The organism is Streptomyces sp. BHT-5-2, from assembly GCF_019774615.1.
Lineage (GTDB): Bacteria > Actinomycetota > Actinomycetes > Streptomycetales > Streptomycetaceae > Streptomyces.
In genome coordinates this window covers 4,882,441-4,900,536 of the sequence record NZ_CP081496.1, presented here as the reverse complement: position 1 = coordinate 4,900,536, position 18,096 = coordinate 4,882,441, and the positions used below count along the sequence as shown (strand labels likewise).

Sequence of the window (18,096 nt, the reverse complement as noted above, 5' to 3'; positions counted from 1 at the left end):
CGGGCGCTCCTCAGCGAGCGGAGAGGTAGGCGGGGGCCGGAATGCCGGGGGCGAGGTCGTCGGCCGGTATGGGGGTGCCGAACACGGGGGAGACGGGGAGGACGCCCGTCCAGTGGGGGAGGGCCAGGTCCTCCGGCTCGTCGTTGGGACCGCCGGTGCGGATCTTCGCGGAGACCTCGCGCAGGTCGAGGCGGAGGACGGCGGTGGCGGCCAGTTCCTTGGCGTTGGCGGGCCGGGAGTCCGCGGCGCGGCCGGGCAGCACATGATCGACGAGGGCGTCCAGGGCGGCCGTCTTCTCGCCCTGATCCGTGACCTGGTGGGCGGTGCCGTGGACCACGACGCTGCGGTAGTTGACGGAGTGGTGGAACGCGGACTTGGCGAGGACCAGGCCGTCGACATGGGTCACCGTGACGCAGACCGGGAGGCCGGGGTCCGCGCTCTGCCCGCCGGCCATCCGCAGCGGGCGGGAGCCGGTCGAACCGTGGACGTAGAGGCGGTCGCCGACCCGGCCGTAGAGGGTCGGCAGGACGACCGGGGCGCCGTCGCGCACGAAGCCGAGGTGGCAAACGTAGCCCTCGTCGAGGATCGCGTGCACCGTCGCCTCGTCGTACCGGGCCCGCTGCCGGGCGCGGGTGGGGAGGGTGCGATCCGTCGCCGCGAAGGACTTTTCCTCAGCCATTGCGAACTCCATTGCACTAGTGCATAATCGGCTTTGTGCTAGGAGAGTATCGGATCGAAGGGCGGCGCGCATCGGAGATTGCCGCAAGTGTCGAGCGAGCCGTCGGTGCAGGCGAGCTCCAACCGGGCGAAGTCCTGCCCCCACTAAGGGAGTTGGCCGTCTATCTGGAGGTGAATCCCAATACGGTCGCGGCCGCGTACCGCACCCTCCGCGACCGTGGAGTGATCGAAACGGCGGGCCGGCGCGGCAGTCGCGTCCGTCCCAGACCCGCCAGCACGCCCCGCGAGGCACTGAGGGCGGTGGCACCACCCGGCGTCCGGAACGTCGCGGACGGCAACCCCGACCCGGCGCTGCTCCCCTCGCTGGAGGAAGCCCTGGCCGAAGCCGCCGCGCGCAACAGACAGCGCCCCGTCCTCTACGGCATGCCCGCCGTCGACGACGACCTCGAAGCGCTCGCCCGGGCGGACTTCACCCGGGACGGAGTGCCCGAGGGCCCCGTCGCCGTCGCCAGCGGGTCGCTCGACGCCATCGAGCGCGTCCTCGCGGCACACCTGCGTCCCGGCGACGCGGTGGCGGTCGAAGACCCGGGCTGGGGCAGCCTGCTCGACCTCATCCCCGCCCTCGGGCTGCGCCCCGTACCCGTCGGCGTGGACGACGACGGCCCGATCCCCGAGCGGATGGCGGCCGCGCTCAACGGCGGAGCCCGTGCGGTCGTTGTCACCGACCGTGCGCAGAACCCCACGGGTGCCGCTCTCAGCGGCCCCCGTGCCGCCGAACTCCGCACCCTCCTCGGCAGACACCGCGGAGTGCTCCTCATCGAGGACGACCACGGTCACGGCATAGTCGACCTCCCGCTGAACCCGCTCTCCGGCGCCACCGACCACTGGGTACTGGTCCGCTCGACGGCCAAGGCGTACGGGCCCGATCTGCGCCTCGCGGCACTGACCGGCGACGCGATCACCATCGACCGGGTCCGCGGACGCCAGCGCCTCGGCCCCGGCTGGGTCAGCCATCTCATCCAACACGCGGTCGTGCACCTCTGGCGCACCCACGCGATCGACGCCAAGGAGATCGCCGGCGCATACGGCGAACGACGGGACGCGCTGATACACGCCCTGCAGGAGCACGGAGTCCCGGCGCAGGGCCGCAGCGGGATGAACGTCTGGGTACCGGTCCCGGACGAGACGGGGGCGGTGGCCCGCATCCTGCACTCCGGCTGGGCGGTCGCCCCCGGCGCCCGGTTCCGTATGCAGTCCCCCCAAGGCATCCGGATCACCGTCTCCGGCCTCGCCGCGGACGACATCGCCCCTCTGGCCGAGGCGGTGGCGGCGGCGCTGGGGGCGGGGATGGGCGAGGTGGGGAGGTATGAGTGAACTGAGGGTGGGTGAGGGGGCGGGGGCGGGGGGGGAGCCCCCCGGGGGGAGAGGGGAGTGGAGGAGGGGGCGGCTTGGTGGGGCGTGGTGGGTGACCGCTGGTGGGGCGGTGGGGGTGCCGGGGGCGGGGCTGGTCGGCCCCCGGGGAATTGGGGGCCGAGCGATGTCGGGGCCCTGGTGTTCGTGTCCGGTGTTTGCTTTGGACTTGGGCTTGTTCGGGGTGCGTTGGGGTTGGGGTGGCGGCTATGAGGTGCGGGGCTTGCTCTGGGTGAGGGCGGCGCCGGCCAGGATGATCAGGGCGCCCACGGGGGTGTTCCAGGCGAGGTGCTCGTTGAGGAGTGCCACGCCGGCTGCGGTGGCGATGACGGGCACGAAGTAGGTGACCATCTGGGCCGTGGTGGGGCCGACCTCCGAGACCAGACCGTACTGGAGGAGGAAGGCGATGCCGGTGCCCAGCGCGCCGAGGGCGAAGACGGCGAGCAGCGGGACGAGCGGGAACGACGTCGGCGCCGGTGTGAACAGCGCGGTGACCACGGCCAGTTGGGCGGTGGCGAGCAGGAGCTGCGTGCTGGACATGGCGAGGTGTGAGTGCTGGTCCCGCGCGAGGGTGCGGCGGACGTAGATCCAACCGATCGGGTAGCTGAGCGAGGCGCCCAGGGCCATGGCGGTGCCGGTCAGGTCGGTGCCGGAGAAGCCTTGCCAGGCACCGAGGACGGTGAGCACGCCCAGGAATCCGAGGCCGAGCCCCGCGACCCGACGCCGGGTGGGGCGGTCCTCCGAGAGCGCCACGACCGAGAGCACCATGCCCCACAGTGGCGAGGTGGCGTTGCAGATGCTGGCCAGGGTGGAGGGAATGGTCAGCTCGGAGTAGGCGAAGAGGGAGAACGGCAGCGCGTTGAGGAGGAACGCGGCGACCGCGAGGTGGCCCCAGGTCCGGGCCGAGCGCGGGAGCCGTTCGCGCTTGATCGCCAGGAACGCCAGCAGTACCAGTGCGCCGAACGCCACCCGGCCCAGCGTGACCTGAAGCGGTGCGAAGCCCTCGGTGCCCACCTTCATGAAGAGGAAGCTGAATCCCCACACCAGGCTGAGGGCGCCGAAGCGGATCTGCCAGGCGAGGGCGCGCCGTGGTGTGGGCGCGTCCTGGGTGGGGCGGGAGTTGGCCGTGATCCCAGTGGGCTTCGGCGTGGGGGCGGGCGCCGGGGTGTCGGTGGAGGCGACGGCTGTGGCGGCTGAGGCGGGTGTGTCGGTCGTGCTCATGGCGACTACGATGCCGGGATCGGAATTCTTAGCACAAGCGAAAATTGATGGCAGGTATCGCTTAGCATTGCTTACATGTTGAACCTTGATCGGCTACGTACGCTGTCCGCCGTCGCCCGGCACGGTTCGATCAGTGCGGCCGCCGAAGGACTGCATGTGACGACCTCGGCGGTCTCGCAGCAGATCACCAAGCTGGAGCGCGAGACCGACCAGCAGCTGCTGGCGAAGAACGGGCGGGGGATCCGGCTGACCGACGCCGGGCGCCTGCTCGCCGATCACGCGGCGCGGATCCTCTCCCAGGTGGAGCTCGCGCAGGCCGAGCTGGAGGCGCATCGTGGCCGGCCCGTGGGTGAGCTGCGGATGAGCGCCTTCCCGACCGCGGCGCGTGGCCTCTTCCCGTCCGCGCTGGCCGCGTTGCGTGCCGAACATCCGCAACTGCGGCCGCGATTGCGGGAGATGGAGCCGGATGACTCGGTGCGCGCAGTGGTTCGCGGTGACGTCGATCTGGCCGTCGTACTCGACTGGTACAACCGGCCGTTGTCACTGCCCGAGGGGTTGGCCAAGGCGCCGCTGCTCGACGACCCGTCCGATGTGGCGATGCCGTCGGGCCATCCGCTGGCCGGACGGCAGTACGTGGAGTTGGAGGATTTCACGGATGACGAGTGGATCTCCTGGCCCCAGGCGGGGTTCTGCCATGACTGGCTGATGTTCACCCTTCGCAGTAAGGGCATCGAGCCCCGGATCGCGCATCTGGCCGAGGAGCATCACACCCAGCTTGCCCTGATCGCAGCCGGGTTGGGGGTCGCGGTGGCGCCACGACTGGGGCGCGGGCCGGTGCCGGAAGGCGTGAGCGTGGTGCCCGTACGCCATCCCATGCGGCGCCATGTCTACGCCATCTGGCGCGCGGACGCCGATCGCCGGCCCTCGATCCGGGCGGCCGTGGCGGCGCTTCGGAAGTCCGGCGAGCGTGTTGAGGCGGGGATGGGGGCGGAGGTGGGTGGGGTGGGGGCGTAGGGGTGCGGGGGCAGGGGCGTGGGGGTGGGGAGAGGGGGTGGGTGGGCTGCGGCTGGTGGGTTGTTTGTGGGCTTCGCCTCCCCCTCCCCCTCCCCCCTCCCGCCCACCCACCACCACCCGAATCAGCGCAACACGGCTACGGCATCCTCCGTACCCCCTTTTTCTGCCCCTGTGCCCCCGCTTCCCTCCGCCCCTGCCCCTGTCCCCGCCCCTCCTCAGGCGCCGCCGGCTCCGTCCCCTACCCCCACCCCGGGCCCTGGGGTGGTGATGGCTTGGATGATGCCCAGGTTGAGCAAGTCCTGGGGGCGGATGTGGAGTTGGTCGGCGGTGTGGCGGGTTTCCGAGGGGGTGCGTTTGAGGATGGCGGCGGCGAGTTCGGGGGCGATGACGGAGAAGTAGCTGTCGGGGGTGGCCCACAGGCGGTTCGGTGCCGCCAGGGCCAGGGCGCCGCCCGAGCCGCCTTCGCCGATGAGCAGCGAGGTCACCGGGACGCGGGCGGTGGCGAGCGCGGTGAAGGTGTCGGCGATGGCTGCGCCGGCGCCCGCGCGTTCGGCGTCCGTGTCGTTGGCGGCGCCCGGGGTGTCCACCAGGGTGAGGACAGGGATGCCGAGACGGTCCGCGAGGCGTATCAGGCGGGTCGCGGTGCGGAATCCGGCGGGGCGGGTGGCCGTGCCGCACTGGGCGGCGAAGGCGATGGTGCGGCCGTCGCGGTGGCCGAAGCCGCAGCGCATACCGGGGTCGCGTCCGCCGCAGCGGTCGCCGCCGATCTCCTCCCAGTCGTCGAAGTATGCCCGTAGATACGCCTCGGCGCGGGGGCGTTGGGCGTCGCGGGCCCGGACGACGGCGTCCCAGCCGGTATCCGGTAGTTCGGCGGTGCCCAGTGCGGCGGGGACCGGGGCCGGGAGGGGTGGTTCGGTCGGTGGGCCTTGGGCTCTGCCGAGGAGATGGAGCCAGCGTCGGAGGGTGGCGCGGAGCGTGTCGGCGGGGACGACGGCGTCGACCTGGCCGGCCGCGAACTGGCCCTCGGCGGAGTAGGCGTGGGGGTCGGCGTCCGGAGGGCGCACCCGCGAGCCGGCGAAACCGATCTGGGCCCCGGGGAGGGCGAGGATCACATCGGCCCCGGCGCCCAGGGTGGCCCAGCCGCCGCCGGTGGTCGGATCGCGGAGTACCGCGATCTGCGGGAGTCCCGCGGCGCGGTTCAGTGCGGACTGCCGGGCCACCCGTTGGAGTTGGGACAGGGCCCGCATCCCTTCCTGCATGCGGCTGCCGCCGGTGGCGATCAGCGACACCAGTGGCAGGCGCCGCTCGCGGGCCTCGGTGTAGGCGGCTTCCAGCCGGTCGCCGGTGCGTTGGCCCAGGGAACCGCCGAGGAAGCCGAACTCGAAGGAGAGCACCACGGCCTCGGTGCCACCGATCGTGGCGAGGGCGGTGAGCACCGACTCCTCCTCGCCGGTGCGGGCGCGGGCGCGTTCCCGGGAGGCGTCGTAGCCGTGCCAGCCGAGTGGGCCGTCGGGGGGCGGGGGAGCGGTGGCCGTGGACGGGCCGGCGGGAGCGGGGTGGGGGAGTTCGGTGAAGGAGTCGGTGACGGCCGCCATGGCTTGACGGGCCGTCAGTCGGAGGCTGGGCAGTGGCGTGGTGGGGTGCGGTGGCTGCTCATGCATGGCCGGCTCCCGCCGGGGGCGCCGGGGCTCGGAGGTCGCGCTTGAGGATCTTGCCCATGTCGTTGCGGGGGAGGGCTTCGAGGAAGTGCACGATGCGGGGGCGTTTGTGGGGGGCCAGCTGGCGGGCGACGTGGTCGGCCAGTTCCTGGGCGGAGGGGGCCGGCCCGGCGTCGGGGCCGGTCACGGGCACGATCCAGGCGACGATCCGCTCGCCCAGGTCCTCGTCGGGCTCGCCGGTGACGGCGGCCTCGGCCACGCCGGGGTGCGCCAGGAGGGCGTTCTCGATCTCGCCGGCGCCGATCTTGTAGCCGCCGCTCTTGATGAGGTCGGTGGCCCTCCGGCCGACGATGCGGTAGTTCCCGGCGGGGTCCCGTACGGCCATGTCGCCGGTGCGGAACCAGCCGCCGTCGAAGGCCGCGGCGGTTGCGTCGGGGCGGTTGAGGTACTCGGTGAAGAGGTTGGGGCCGCGCACCTGGATCTCGCCGACCGTTTCGCCGTCGCTCGCCTCCAGGGCCTGCCCCGCGTCGTCGACGAGGCGGACGTAGACCCCGGGGAGGGGCACGCCGACCGTGCCGGTGGCGTCGGGGCCGTCCGCGCGCACGCTGGTGTTCATCAGCGTCTCGGTCATGCCGTAGCGCTCGATCACCCGGCGGCCGGTGGCGGCCAGCAGGCGTTCGTGGTCCGTGAGGGGCAGTGCGGCGGAGCCGGAGACCAGCAGCCGGGCGCGGCCCAGTGCCTTGGCGAGCGCCGGATTCCCGCCGGCTTCGAGGGCGAGGCGGTGGTACATCGTCGGGACGCCGAAGAGCATCGTGCCGTCCGCGGACAGTTCCCGGGCGACCCCTTCGGTGCTGAAGCGGCCCAGGTGGTGGACACTGCCGCCGCGGCGCAGCGGGCCGAGGACGCCCAGGATCAGGCCGTGGACGTGGAACAGAGGCAGGGCGTGCACCAGTACGTCGTCGGCCGTCCACTGCCAGGTGTCCGCCAGCGCGTCGAGGGTGTGGGCGAGGGCGCGCCGGGGGAGGACGACGCCCTTGGGCGCGCCGGTCGTACCGGAGGTGTAGACGATCAGGGCCGGGGACTCGTCGCCCGGCTCCAGGGGGAGCGGGTGGGGGGTGATCTCCTCCGAGGGCACGGCGGGGATCTCCACGTCCAGGCGGGGAAGCGCGGCGAGCGGGCCCGGCAGCGCGGCGTCCGGCTCGGCCAGGACGAGGGCGGGGGTGCTGTCCGCCACGATGTGCGCCAGCTCGCGCTCGCCGATCTTCGGGTTCACCGGCACCGCGGCCACTCCCGCGAGCAGCGCGGCGACGACCGCCACGGACGTCTCCAGCGTCGGGGTCGCCCAGACCGCGATCCGGGCCGCGCCGCCGCCCGGGGCCACGCCGCCGATCCGTTCGGCGAGTGGCCCGACCACCGCGGCCAGTTGGCGATAGTCCAGTGCGCGGTCGCCGAAGCGCAGCGCGGGGGCGGGCGAGCCGTCGCGCAGGGCGGGGAAGAGCACGTTCACCGGGTCTCCTTCGGTCTCGTCGGCTGCCGGCCGGGTGGGCCGGGCGTCCCGATCCCGCACGCGCTGCCGCGCGGAACGGGCTGACGAAGACCACTCTCGCAGAGACCGCAGACTTTGTGATCGACGTGCTGCCGGCCTGTGGACAACTCGGTTCGCGCGCCGGTGGGCGGCATGCCCGCGGTCGGTGCGCGAGGGCGGCGCTCAGCCCGGGATCTTGCGGAAGTCCCAGGACACCAACGATTCCGGCGTCAGGCGCAGCCAGGCGTGCCGGCCGTCGTGCGGCATTTCCGTGAGACCGAAGTACTTCCCCGCGAACAGCCTTTCCGGAGCGGCCAGTTCCGGGCAGGGTTCTCCGGTGCGCGGTGCCTCGCCGACGAACTCGGCGCGGCCGGTCAGTTCGGCGCCGCGCAGCTCCGCGTAGGAGTCTCCGTCGTCGACGAGCACCGAGAGCCGCGGGTCCCCGCGCAGTTGTGCCCAGCGCCGGCTGCGGGTGATCGAGTACAGCCAGAGCGCCGTTCCGTCCCAGGCGAACCACAGCGCGCCCACGTGCGGAGCGCCGTCCCCGCCGACCGTGGCGACCCGGCAGGTTCGCTGGGTCGTCAGGAAGGTGTCCAGTTCCTGCGGGGTCATCATGATGCGGCGGCCGTGGCGCTGGGGTGGCGGCGCGGGCCTCCTGGACGGGCCCTCCGTGTGCGGTGTGCCCGCTGCGTCGGGTGTGCCAGGTGTGATGGGTGCCCTGGGTGTACTGGGTGTCTCGGGTGCCCGGGTCATCTCTGCCGCCCCTCAACGAATCTGATGCTATGTCAGAAATCATCGGGGCTCTTCCCCGGCGGACGCAATGGTCGGTACCCTCGCGCCTTCCGGCCCGCCGCCCCGCGCACCGCCCCGTATCCGTGGGTGCCGCCGGCGCGACTTCCGCAGAGAGGAAAACCGATGTCCACGGACGCCCGGCTCGCCGAGCAGCTGGATCCGGACACGACGGTGCTGCTCACCGTCGAATGCCAGCGCGGCGTGGTCGGCCCCGACAGCGCGCTGCCCGAACTGGCCGACGCGGCCCGCACCTCAGGGGCGTTGATGCGGATCGCCCGCCTGGTGGCCGCCGCGCACGACACCGGCGTCCAGGTGCTGCACGCGGTCGCCGAACGCCGTCCCGACGGGCGCGGCGCCAACCGCAACGCCCGCCTCTTCCGGGCCGCCGAGCGGCTGCCGGTGCAGCAGGTCGTCGGGTCCACCGCGGTGCGCGTCGCCGACCCCATACCGGTGTCGGAGGACGACCTGGTGGTGCGCCGGCTGCACGGGCTCTCACCGCTCGCCGGCACCGACGTGGACCCGCTGCTGCGGAACTTCGGTTGCCGCACCCTCGTCGTCACCGGGGTCTCGGCGAACGTGGCGATCCCGAACGCGGTGTTCGACGCGGTCAACCTCGGCTACACGGTGGTGGTCCCGGCGGACGCCATCGCGGGGGTGCCGGCCGACTACACCCCCGCGATGGTCCGCAACACACTGGCGCTGGTGGCCACGGTGACGACCACCGAGGCCGTCCTCACCTGCTGGCGCCGGCCGCGGCGCGCTCACTGACCCGGACCGCCGGGCGCCGAAGGTGCGCTAACCCGCCGCGGTGGCACCTCCCGGGGCGGGCAGGGCGTCCTTGAGGAAGTCGCGCTGGACGCGCAGGAGGTTGGCGTTGACCGCGTCGTCGGCCGGCATGTGGGTGGCGCCCGGTAGCGGCAGCACCGTGTGCGGCCGGCCCGCCGCCAGCAACTCGGCCGAGAAGCGCAGGGTGTGCGCGGCGGCCACGTTGTCGTCCGCCAGCCCGTGGATGAGCATCAGCGGGCGGCGCAGTAGATGGCCGTCGCCGGCAAGAGAGGAGCGCGCGTAGTTCTCCGGGTGCACTTCGGGGTGGCCCAGGAACCGCTCCTTCCAGTGGGTGTCGTACATCCGCTGGTCGGTGGGCGGCGCACCGGCGACCGCAGCGTGGAAGACGTCCGGGCGGTGCAGGACGGCCGCCGCGGCCAGGAACCCGCCGAACGACCAGCCACGGATCGCCACCCGCCCAGGGTCCAGGTCGGGGAAGCGCTCGGCCGCCGCGCGTACCGCGTCCACCTGGTCCTTCAGCGCGGGCCCCAACTGGTCGCCGTGCACGGCCTTCTCCCAGACGGGTCCCCGCCCGGGAGTGCCGCGCCCGTCCGCCACCAGGACCGCGAAGCCCTGCTCGGCGAACCACTGGGACACGCAGCTGGTCCAGGTCCGCGCCCGTACGGCGAGTTGCATCGCCGGGCCTCCGTACGGGTCGAGCAGGACCGGCAGCCTCCTCGTGCCCGGCTGGTGCCAGGAGGGGAAGTACAGGGACGCCCGCAACTCCCTCTTGCCGAGGGAGAGATGGAGCGGGCGCGGTACGAGCACCGGCTCCTCGGCGAACGAGGCGATGTCCGCGGTGTGCCGCCGTGCGGGCTCGTGTGCGGGCTCGTGGGAGGAGCTGCGCGCGGAGTCGGGGCCGGAGCCGGGTCCGGGCCGCCGAGCTGGTTCCGGGGCGGTCGCTGCGTCGTCGTCACGCAGGACGTGCACCCCGTGCCCGTGCGGTGTCAGGCCCGCCAGGACGGTCGTGCCACCGCGAGCGGTGCCCGTCCAGACGCCGGGATCCCGGCTCAGCCGACGGCAGCCGGTGGCCGGCTCGTGGCACCACACATGCCTCTCCACCGGATCGTCGCTCGCCGTGAACAGCACCCGCTCACCCTCGACGCCCAGTACAGCGGCCAGTTGCAGCCCGTCGGGCGTGACCCGCCGTCCGCCCACCGTCAGCCGGCGGGTGCCGTCCGCGTCCTCCGGGAGCACCAGGGCACCGGAGGCAGTACGGGACGGGGTGCCGGGCACCAGCTCCACCCACGCGGGATCGGTCCGCTCGTGCCGCACCTCCGTGGCGCCGGTCTCGGGATCGACCGCCAGTGTCCGCAGCACCCGCTGGTCCCGGCTCTGCACCGCCATATACGGGCCGTGCGCGTCCCAGCCCGCGTCGACCACGTACTCGTACGCCGCGCGGTCCCAGGAGACCTCGGTGCGACCGCCGTCCAGGGCGAGCAGTTGGAGTGTCACGTCCGCGTTGGCGGTGCCCGCCGACGGATAGCGGATCACCTGGGGCGGCCGGGACGGGTCCGCCGGGGCGCCGAGGTAGCGCCGCGCCACCGGGGAGGTGTCGACCCGCGCCACCAGGAGGCGGCGGCCGTCCGGCGCCCACCAGTAGCCGCGCGACCGGCCCATCGACTCCGCGGCGACGTACTCGGCGAGCCCGTAGGAGACCTCCGGCCGCTCCGCCCCCGCCAACTGCCGGTCGCCGCCGTCCAGCCCGACGACGTGCAGCGAACGCCCGCTCACATACGCGACGCACCGCCCGTCCGGCGACGGTCGCGGATCGACCGCCGGCCCGGCCGTCGGAACGCTGAACGGCGCTCCACCGTCCGTACGCACCACCCACAGCGCACCGGACAGCGCGAACGCCACCACCCGCACCGCGGCATCGGTCGCGTACCCCACCACGCCGACGGAGCGCTCCCGCGCCCGCTCGCGCCGCAACCGCTCCTCCTCGGGGACATCCTCGGCGCCCCCGCCCACCAGGAGCGCCGGGTCGGCCAACAGCCGCTCCTCGCCTGCCTCGTACTGCCACAGCCGTCCGACGGGGTCACTGCCCGACCCGGTACGCACGAACAGCACCCGCCGCCCATCGGGGGAGACGGTGAACTGCCTGGGCACGCCCAGGGAGAAGCGCCTGGTACGGGCGAACTGTTCGGGAAAGGCATCGGTGTTGGTTGTTTGCCGTTTCACGGTGGGCGTCCTCCAAGGAGTGGTGGTGCGAACGGCGGGCACGCGTGCCAGGTGCATGGGTGCCCGCCCGTAACGGTGCGGGTGGCGTGCAGAGTTTGCGCATGGCGCAGCGCACGTGTCACCACGTGAGTGGAGATGGGTATTCGTGCGGTCCGGGCGCAGAGCCGGAAAGTCATCGAAGTCGTCGCGCGGAACCGGTGGTTGAACGGCGTGTCGGAAGCCCATGCCGGGACCCGGGTGGTGGCGGCCGTCCTCGGCGGTTGCCGTCCTGCGGGGCATCTACGCGGGGACGACGGCGGCCTGTGGCGATCCGACAGGCGACGGTCGATCAGAGCCGACAGATCATACCCGGACTGCGTAGCAGACCGCAGCGGAATTCAGCAGAAGGTCACCGGAGGAATCCAGCGGCGGGGCACCGGAACGGCAGCGGAGCGGCGGCGGAGTCCGGCAGCCCGCGGGCCGTGCGGAGGACGGCACGGCAGCGGGGCCCGGGACGGCCGGCGGCGCATGGGACGGCCGGCGGCGGGTGCCGAGCCGGTCGGCCCGCCGGGCGCGTGTCCTCAGCGGAAGTCGTCGGCGTGGTCGAGGGCCCACCGGGCGTAGGTGCGCCCCGGCCTGCCCATCAGGTCCCGGTACGTCGGGTGCACCGTCGCCGGCCGGTCGTCGGCGTCGGCGAGATGGCCGAGCAGGGTGTCGACCATCTCCTCGTCGCCCCACTGGCGGAGCGTCGCGCGGTACTCCTCGGGGGCGACCTCCGCCAGAGTGCGTTCACCGTCGGGGCCGGCTTCGCCGGCTGCGCGCTGCTGAGCGCCCTCGTCGTGGTAAGTGGCACTCGGACGGGGACATTCCGCCGAGCAAGGGACTTCGGAGGGTCGGGTCCCGGACTGAGGAGAGTCCGCCTTGACGTCAAGTTAACTTGACGTATCAGGCTGGGTCGCATGATCGATGACAGCGCAGTTTCCCGGTCCTCCGCCTCCGCTTCCTCCGACTCCTCCGCTTCCTCCGACTCCTCTGCCTCCTCCGACTTCTCTGCCTCCTCGGCGTCCGCGGCGGCGCTCGAACTCCGGGACTCGGCAACGCCTTTCGGTGCCGCGCCGCTGTCCGACGCCGCGCTCGACGAACTCGCCGCGAGCCTGGCGGACGGCACCACGATCGTCGGTATCGGTGGGTCCACCCGCTTCGCCCGGGAGACCTTCGAGGTGCCGGACCAGCTCTTCCGCCGGCTGGTCCGGCAGCACGGATTCCGGGCCCTGGCCGTGCAGGTGAGCGTCGACACCGCCGCCCGCCTCGACCGGTACGTGACCACCGGCGAGGGCACGGCCACGGCCGCCCTCGACGGCGCCTGGCGCCCGATGCGCACCGCCGAGACGGCCGCCGCCCTGGAGTGGATCCGCGCCTTCAACCGGGACCATCCGCAGGACCCCGTCCGCGTCTTCGGCGTCCAGCCGGCGAAGGCGCGCTCCGAGGACTACGACGCGGTGCTGGCGCACGTCCGCGCCACGGCCCCGGAGCGGGTGGCGGAGGTGGCGGCCCACCTGGAGCCGATCCGCACCGCCCACCGCGTCGACGAGCATGTGCAGCGCGCCCGGGGCGTCCATCCGGGCCGCCCGTTCGCCGAGCACGCCCGCGACGCGCTGGCGCTGCTCCGCGGGTTGCCCGACGCCGGACACGACGAGCGGGTCCTGACCAGGATGCGCCGGATCGTGGAGTTCCACGAGCACAGCGTCGCCGGCCGCGGCAGTTATGCGGGCGAGGCCGCGGTGTGGGCCGACGTCCTCGGCGACCAGCAGCGCCGCACCGGGCTGCGCGTCGTCTACTGGGACGGCATCGCCCACACCTCGGCCACCGGCGGCACCTTGGGCCTTGCCCCCGAGCGCGGCCCGCAGCCCAGCGTCGGCAGCCTGCTGCGCGAGCGGCACGGCGCCGGCTACGCCTCGGTGGCCGTCGGCTTCCACCACGGGGACCTCGGAGTCGTCGCCGTCCCCGAGCCCGCCGGCGACTTCCTGGACGCCCGGCTCGGCGCGGTGGACCTGCCCGCCCACTGGCTGGATCTGCGCCGTGCCGACGCCCGCCGCCGCTGGGACGGACCGGCGAAGCTCCGTGTCGTCAGCGGCGTCTACGACCCGTCCCGGGACGCCCGCGAACACCTCGCGGTGGCCTCCCTCGCCGACGCCTTCGACGTGCTCGTCCACCTCCGCCGGGCGACTCCCGTGCACTGGTTGCCGTAGGGCGTGTGCGCCGGCCCGGCGGGCACGTGCCAGGTCGCACCGTGCTTCCCGGCGGCCCGCGAGGACACTTCGGCCCCGGCCAAACGGAAATTCCGAATACTTGGATCAGGGCAGCCGGTGCGCACACCGTGCCGGCGCCCGCGTCAGTCGGCCCGCAGCGCAGAGGGTCCCGCCCGGCCGGAGCACCGGCGTCCGGTGCCGGCCCGGCCGATCTGCGGAACACCGGAGGAAAGGTAGTCGGATGCAGCACGCAGTGGCGGAGTTCCCCCTCACGATCCCGGCGTTGATCACCCAGCGGGCCGAGAAGCTGTACGCCGGCCGTCCGGTGGTCAGCCGGGTCGGGACGACCTTGCACCGCTCGACCTGGGGCGAAGTGGTGCACCGGGCACGGCGGTTGGCGGGGGCGCTGGACCAGCTCGGCATCCGGCCGGGCGACCGCGTGGCGACCTTCGCCGGCAGCACCCACCGGCACCTGGAGGCGTATCTCGCCGTGCCGTCGATGGGCGCCGTGCTGCACACCGTCAACATCAACCTCGCCGCCGAGCAGGTGGCCTACATCGTGGACCACGCCGACGACGCGATCGTCCTGTGCGACCGCAGCCTGCTCGCCGACTGGCGCCGTGTCGAACCGCACCTGAGCCGCGCCCGCCGCGTCGTCCTCCTGCCGGACACCGACGACACCACCCACGACGGGGACGCGCTGGACTACGAGACGCTGCTGGCCGCCGCCGAGCCGATGGCGACCTGGCCGACCGTGGCGGAGAACGCCCCCGCCCACACCAGCTACACCACCGGCACCACCGGACTCCCCAAGGGCGTCGTCTACAGCCACCGCAGCACCGTCCTGCAGAGCTTCTGCACGGGCCTGGCCGACGCGGAGGGCCTCGGCTCGTCCGAGACCCTGCTGGCCCTGGTGCCGCTGGCGCTCAGCCAGGTCGGGCTGCCGTTCGCCGCCGCCCTGCACGGCACCGCACTGGTGCTGCCCGGCTGCGACCTGAGCCCGGCCGGGGTCTGCGAGCTGGTGGAGAAGGAACGCCCCACCGTCGCCGTCGGGTTCGGCGCCGCGCTGCCCGCGCTGCTGTCCCACTGGCGCGCCGAGCGCCCCGACCTGTCCTCGGTGCGCCGCATGGTGTGCGGCGGCTCGCCGGTGGCCCGCCCGATCTCCCGGGCGTTCGAGGAGGAGGTCGGCTTCCCGATCGTCCAGGTCTTCGGGATGACCGAGACCAGCGGGCACGGCAGCTTCAGCAAGCTGCCCGCCGACGTCGGCGACGACCCGTCCGAGGAGACCCTCGGCTACTACGCCACCTCCCAGGGCCGCCCGCTGCCCCTGGTGGACATGCGGATCGCCGACGACGCGGGGACGGAGCAGCCCTGGGACGGGCGGGCGATGGGGGAGTTGCAGGTCCGCGGCCCCTGGGTGGCCCGCGAGTACGCCAAGGACGGTGCCCAGCCCGACAAGTTCATGGACGGCTGGCTGCGCACCGGAGACGTCGCGGTCATCGACGCCCTCGGCTACGTCCGCATCGTCGACCGGATGAAGGACCTGGTGAAGTCGGCCGGCGAGTGGATCTCCTCGCTGAAGGTGGAGGAGGAACTCCTCGGCCACCCGGCGGTCGCCGAGGCCGCGGTCGTCGCCGTCCCCGACGCCAAGACGGGCGAACGCCCCCTGGCCTGTGTGGTGTTGCGCCCCGAGGACGACGGATCGGTGACGGGGGAGCAGCTGCGGGAGTTCCTGGCCGACCGCCTCGCCCCGACCTGGGTGCCGGACACCGTCGAGCCGGTGGCCGAACTGCCCAAGACCAGCATCGGCAAGACCGACAAGAAGACCCTGCGGGCACGGTACGGCGAGGGCCGGGCCTGACGGTCGCCGCCGCCCGCAACCGTTGGCAAGGAGGAGGAGATCGTGGGGCAGAGCGTGACGACCGGCGCACCGACGCAGACGGTGCCGGCACCCGACCGCGTGACGAGCTGTGAGGTGGCCGACCGGCTGGCCCGGCAGGCGCTGGCGCTGCCGGAGCCGTGGCAGATCCCGACCAGCCCGAACCTGCGGATCCCGGCGAAGCTCGTCCGGGTCGTCGGTTCCCGGGCCTTCGTCTCGGGCCATGTGCCGATCACCGAGGACGGGAAGCTCGCCGGGCCGTACGGCAAGATCGGCGACACCGTCGGTCTCCCCTCCGCGCAGGACGCCGCGGTGCGCACGATCCTCGGCATGCTCGCCAGCATCCAGCAGGAGGTGGGGGACCTGGGCCGGGTCAAGGGCTGGTGCCGGCTGCACTGCATGGCCAACTCCGTGCCCGGTTTCATCGATTTCCCCGCCGTCTTCAACCCCGCCTCGCAGCTGCTGCTCGACGCGTTCGGGGAGGAGATCGGCTACCACGCCCGCGTGGCGGTCGGCATGATCGGGCTGCCGTGGGACGTACCGGTCGAGATCGCGGCCGAACTCGAACTGCACCCCGAGTGAGCACCGGGCGCGGCCGGCAGCGCACCTCACGCGGGCCGTGCCCCGTTTCCCTGGCCATCGGAACTCTGTCCGCACAAGCGGCCTTCACCGGCCTTGTCCGGGCACCTCACGGGAGGGCACCACGATGAAGACGCGCAAGCTGGGGGGACTGGAGGTCTCCGCCATCGGCCTCGGCTGCATGGGCATGTCGCAGAACTACGGCCCCGCCGACCGCGGTGAGTCGATCGCCGCGCTCCGGCGGTCCCTCGACCTCGGTATGACGTTCCTGGACAGCTCGGACATGTACGGGCGGGGCCACAACGAGGAGTTGATCGGCGAGGCGATCGCCGGGCGCCGGGACGAGGTGGTGATCGCCACCAAGTTCGGCATCAAGGGCTGGTCCGAGGACCGAAGTTTCGTCCTCGACTCCAGCCCGGCCTACGCCAAGGAGGCGTGCGAGGCGTCGCTGCGCCGGCTCGGGGTCGAGGTGATCGACCTCTACTACCTGCACCGCAGGGACCGTTCGATGCCCATCGAGGAGATCATCGGCGGGATGGCGGAGCTGGTGACCGAGGGCAAGGTGCGCCACATCGGCCTGTCCGAGGTCAGCGAGGAAACCCTCCGGCGGGCCCATGCGACCTATCCGCTGGCGGCCCTGGAGAGCGAGTACTCGCTGTTCGCCCGGCACGCCGAGCCCGATGTGCTGCCCGCCTGCCGGGAACTGGGCATCGGGGTGGCCGCCTTCTCACCGCTGGGCCGCGGCATGCTCACCGGCACGGTGCGCGACCTCGCGGCGCTCTCCGCCGACGACTACCGGCACACCGACCCGCGCTTCCAGGGCGAGAACCTCGCCCACAACCTCGCCCTGGTGGAGCGCATCCAGGAGTTCGCCGAGGAGGCGGGGGCGACTCCCGGCCAGATCGCGCTGGCCTGGTTGCTGGCCAAGGACGAGCACATCGTCCCCATCCCCGGCACCAAGCGGGTGCGCTACGTCGAGGAGAACGCGGCGGCCGCCGAGGTCGAGCTGACGACGGAGCAGGTCCGTACGCTCGACGAGCTGATGCCCGGCGACGCGATCGCCGGCGAGCGTTACCCGGAAGGGATCATGCGGACGATCGACGCCTGACGGCGCGGAGCGCGAAACGGGCGGAGCGGCGCCCGGGAGGCCGGACCGGCTTCCCGGGCGCCGCCGTGTGCTGTGTGGGCCGAGCGGCTCCGGGCCCGACCGGTGGTGGCGTTCACCGGTCGGGCCCGAAGTCGCTCAGCGACAGTCCGAAGGTGCGCCGTAAGCCCACCACCCCGGCCGCCGTCGCGGTGACGAGCCGGGCGTCCGTGGACACCCGGGTCAGCCACCCCAGGCTGAAGAGCCGCTCGGTCACCGCGGCGGCCAGCCCCCCGGCGATGTGGTGGCGCGGGCCGTTCCAGTCCGCGCAGCCGCGCACGATCGGCCGCCGGGAGCCCTTCAACGGCGCACACGTGATGCCCAGCGGATGCCAGGCGTCCCAGGCGTCGGCCGCCACCTCCCACTCCTGGGCGCGCCGGCAGATCAGGCCGCGTTCCTGGAGCACGTCGGTGAGCGCCACCCCGAGCCGGCCGCCGAGGTGGTCGTAGCAGGTCCGCGCGGTACTGAGGACGCCCGGGCCGTGGGTCGGCGCCGCGGCCGGCCGGGTCAGGCCCGGGGCCACCGAGGCCAGGGCCCGGAGCGCCACCGCGACGTCCTCGCTCGCGAGCCGGTAGTAGGCGTGCCGCCCCACCCGCTCGACATGGAGCACCCCGCCCTCGACCAGTTTGGCCAGGTGCTCGCTCGCGGTGGGCCGGGAGACGCTGACCAGGGCCGCCAGGGAACTGGCGGACAACGGTTCGCCGGTCGCCAACTCGCTGACCATCAATGCACGTGTCCGGTCACCCAACAGCTGGGCGACGATGGCGATATCCGGCCCGATCTCCGGTGTACGTGGCATGTCGATCACCATAATCGGGGAGCGCCCGGAAGAAGGGATTCGAGCGGCCGTTTTCGGCCATGCCGGCCGGAACCAGGCTTTATTATCCAAGAATTCGGGCGGAATCAGTGATTCGACGTCGCATCGGAATGTGGTATTCCGTCTCGTCGTCGCAGGGCCGCGA

At 73.1% G+C, this 18,096-nt stretch carries 15 protein-coding genes; 7 read left to right on the top strand and 8 right to left on the bottom strand.

The window, feature by feature from the left end:
* Positions 1 to 10: 10 nt before the first annotated feature.
* On the bottom strand, positions 11 to 679 hold the full coding sequence (locus tag K2224_RS21785; RefSeq protein WP_221908198.1) for a pyridoxamine 5'-phosphate oxidase family protein: 669 nt from the start codon (positions 677 to 679) through the stop codon (positions 11 to 13).
* A 35-nt stretch (positions 680 to 714) separates the two neighbouring features.
* Between K2224_RS21785 and K2224_RS21780 the strand changes: the two genes are divergently transcribed.
* Positions 715 to 2,052 (top strand): aminotransferase class I/II-fold pyridoxal phosphate-dependent enzyme, encoded by a 1,338-nt coding sequence (locus K2224_RS21780; protein WP_221908197.1) that lies wholly within the window; start codon positions 715 to 717, stop codon positions 2,050 to 2,052.
* A 243-nt stretch (positions 2,053 to 2,295) separates the two neighbouring features.
* Here the strand turns inward: K2224_RS21780 and K2224_RS21775 are convergent, their stop codons facing one another.
* Positions 2,296 to 3,309 (bottom strand): DMT family transporter, encoded by a 1,014-nt coding sequence (locus K2224_RS21775; RefSeq protein WP_221908196.1) that lies wholly within the window; start codon positions 3,307 to 3,309, stop codon positions 2,296 to 2,298.
* Between the two features lie 75 nt (positions 3,310 to 3,384).
* Between K2224_RS21775 and K2224_RS21770 the strand changes: the two genes are divergently transcribed.
* The gene (locus K2224_RS21770) at positions 3,385 to 4,323 is read left to right on the top strand and encodes a LysR family transcriptional regulator (protein WP_221908195.1); all 939 of its coding nucleotides are present in this window, start codon (positions 3,385 to 3,387) and stop codon (positions 4,321 to 4,323) included.
* A 215-nt stretch (positions 4,324 to 4,538) separates the two neighbouring features.
* Here K2224_RS21770 and K2224_RS21765 read toward each other — a convergent pair whose 3' ends face one another.
* The 3 genes from K2224_RS21765 to K2224_RS21755 form a co-directional block, all read right to left on the bottom strand.
* Entirely contained in the window at positions 4,539 to 5,918 is a 1,380-nt protein-coding gene (locus K2224_RS21765) for a carboxyl transferase domain-containing protein (protein WP_221909865.1), read from the bottom strand.
* A gap of 58 nt (positions 5,919 to 5,976) precedes the next feature.
* Positions 5,977 to 7,488 (bottom strand): acyl-CoA synthetase, encoded by a 1,512-nt coding sequence (locus K2224_RS21760; protein ID WP_221908194.1) that lies wholly within the window; start codon positions 7,486 to 7,488, stop codon positions 5,977 to 5,979.
* A gap of 201 nt (positions 7,489 to 7,689) precedes the next feature.
* A complete protein-coding gene (locus K2224_RS21755) occupies positions 7,690 to 8,121 on the bottom strand; it encodes a pyridoxamine 5'-phosphate oxidase family protein (RefSeq protein ID WP_221908193.1) in 432 nt (143 codons plus the stop codon).
* A 300-nt stretch (positions 8,122 to 8,421) separates the two neighbouring features.
* On the opposite strand from K2224_RS21755, the gene K2224_RS21750 reads away from it, so the two are divergent.
* Entirely contained in the window at positions 8,422 to 9,066 is a 645-nt protein-coding gene (locus tag K2224_RS21750) for a cysteine hydrolase (protein WP_221908192.1), read from the top strand.
* Positions 9,067 to 9,093: 27 nt separating this feature from the next.
* Here K2224_RS21750 and K2224_RS21745 read toward each other — a convergent pair whose 3' ends face one another.
* Both K2224_RS21745 and K2224_RS21740 read right to left on the bottom strand, forming a co-directional pair.
* Entirely contained in the window at positions 9,094 to 11,304 is a 2,211-nt protein-coding gene (locus K2224_RS21745; protein WP_221908191.1) for a prolyl oligopeptidase family serine peptidase, read from the bottom strand.
* A gap of 560 nt (positions 11,305 to 11,864) precedes the next feature.
* On the bottom strand, positions 11,865 to 12,005 hold the full coding sequence (locus tag K2224_RS21740; protein ID WP_221908190.1) for a hypothetical protein: 141 nt from the start codon (positions 12,003 to 12,005) through the stop codon (positions 11,865 to 11,867).
* A 237-nt stretch (positions 12,006 to 12,242) separates the two neighbouring features.
* Between K2224_RS21740 and K2224_RS21735 the strand changes: the two genes are divergently transcribed.
* The 4 genes from K2224_RS21735 to K2224_RS21720 all read left to right on the top strand — a co-directional run bounded on the left by K2224_RS21735 (position 12,243) and on the right by K2224_RS21720 (position 17,098).
* The gene (locus K2224_RS21735) at positions 12,243 to 13,532 is read left to right on the top strand and encodes an erythromycin esterase family protein (RefSeq protein ID WP_221908189.1); all 1,290 of its coding nucleotides are present in this window, start codon (positions 12,243 to 12,245) and stop codon (positions 13,530 to 13,532) included.
* Between the two features lie 241 nt (positions 13,533 to 13,773).
* A complete protein-coding gene (locus K2224_RS21730) occupies positions 13,774 to 15,393 on the top strand; it encodes a long-chain-fatty-acid--CoA ligase (protein ID WP_221908188.1) in 1,620 nt (539 codons plus the stop codon).
* A 42-nt stretch (positions 15,394 to 15,435) separates the two neighbouring features.
* Positions 15,436 to 15,993, top strand: coding sequence for a RidA family protein (locus K2224_RS21725; RefSeq protein ID WP_221908187.1), 558 nt, complete (start codon positions 15,436 to 15,438; stop codon positions 15,991 to 15,993).
* A 124-nt stretch (positions 15,994 to 16,117) separates the two neighbouring features.
* Positions 16,118 to 17,098 (top strand): aldo/keto reductase, encoded by a 981-nt coding sequence (locus tag K2224_RS21720; protein WP_221908186.1) that lies wholly within the window; start codon positions 16,118 to 16,120, stop codon positions 17,096 to 17,098.
* 112 nt (positions 17,099 to 17,210) lie between these two features.
* Here the strand turns inward: K2224_RS21720 and K2224_RS21715 are convergent, their stop codons facing one another.
* Positions 17,211 to 17,933, bottom strand: coding sequence for a helix-turn-helix transcriptional regulator (locus K2224_RS21715; protein WP_221908185.1), 723 nt, complete (start codon positions 17,931 to 17,933; stop codon positions 17,211 to 17,213).
* Between the last annotated feature and the right edge of the window lie 163 nt (positions 17,934 to 18,096).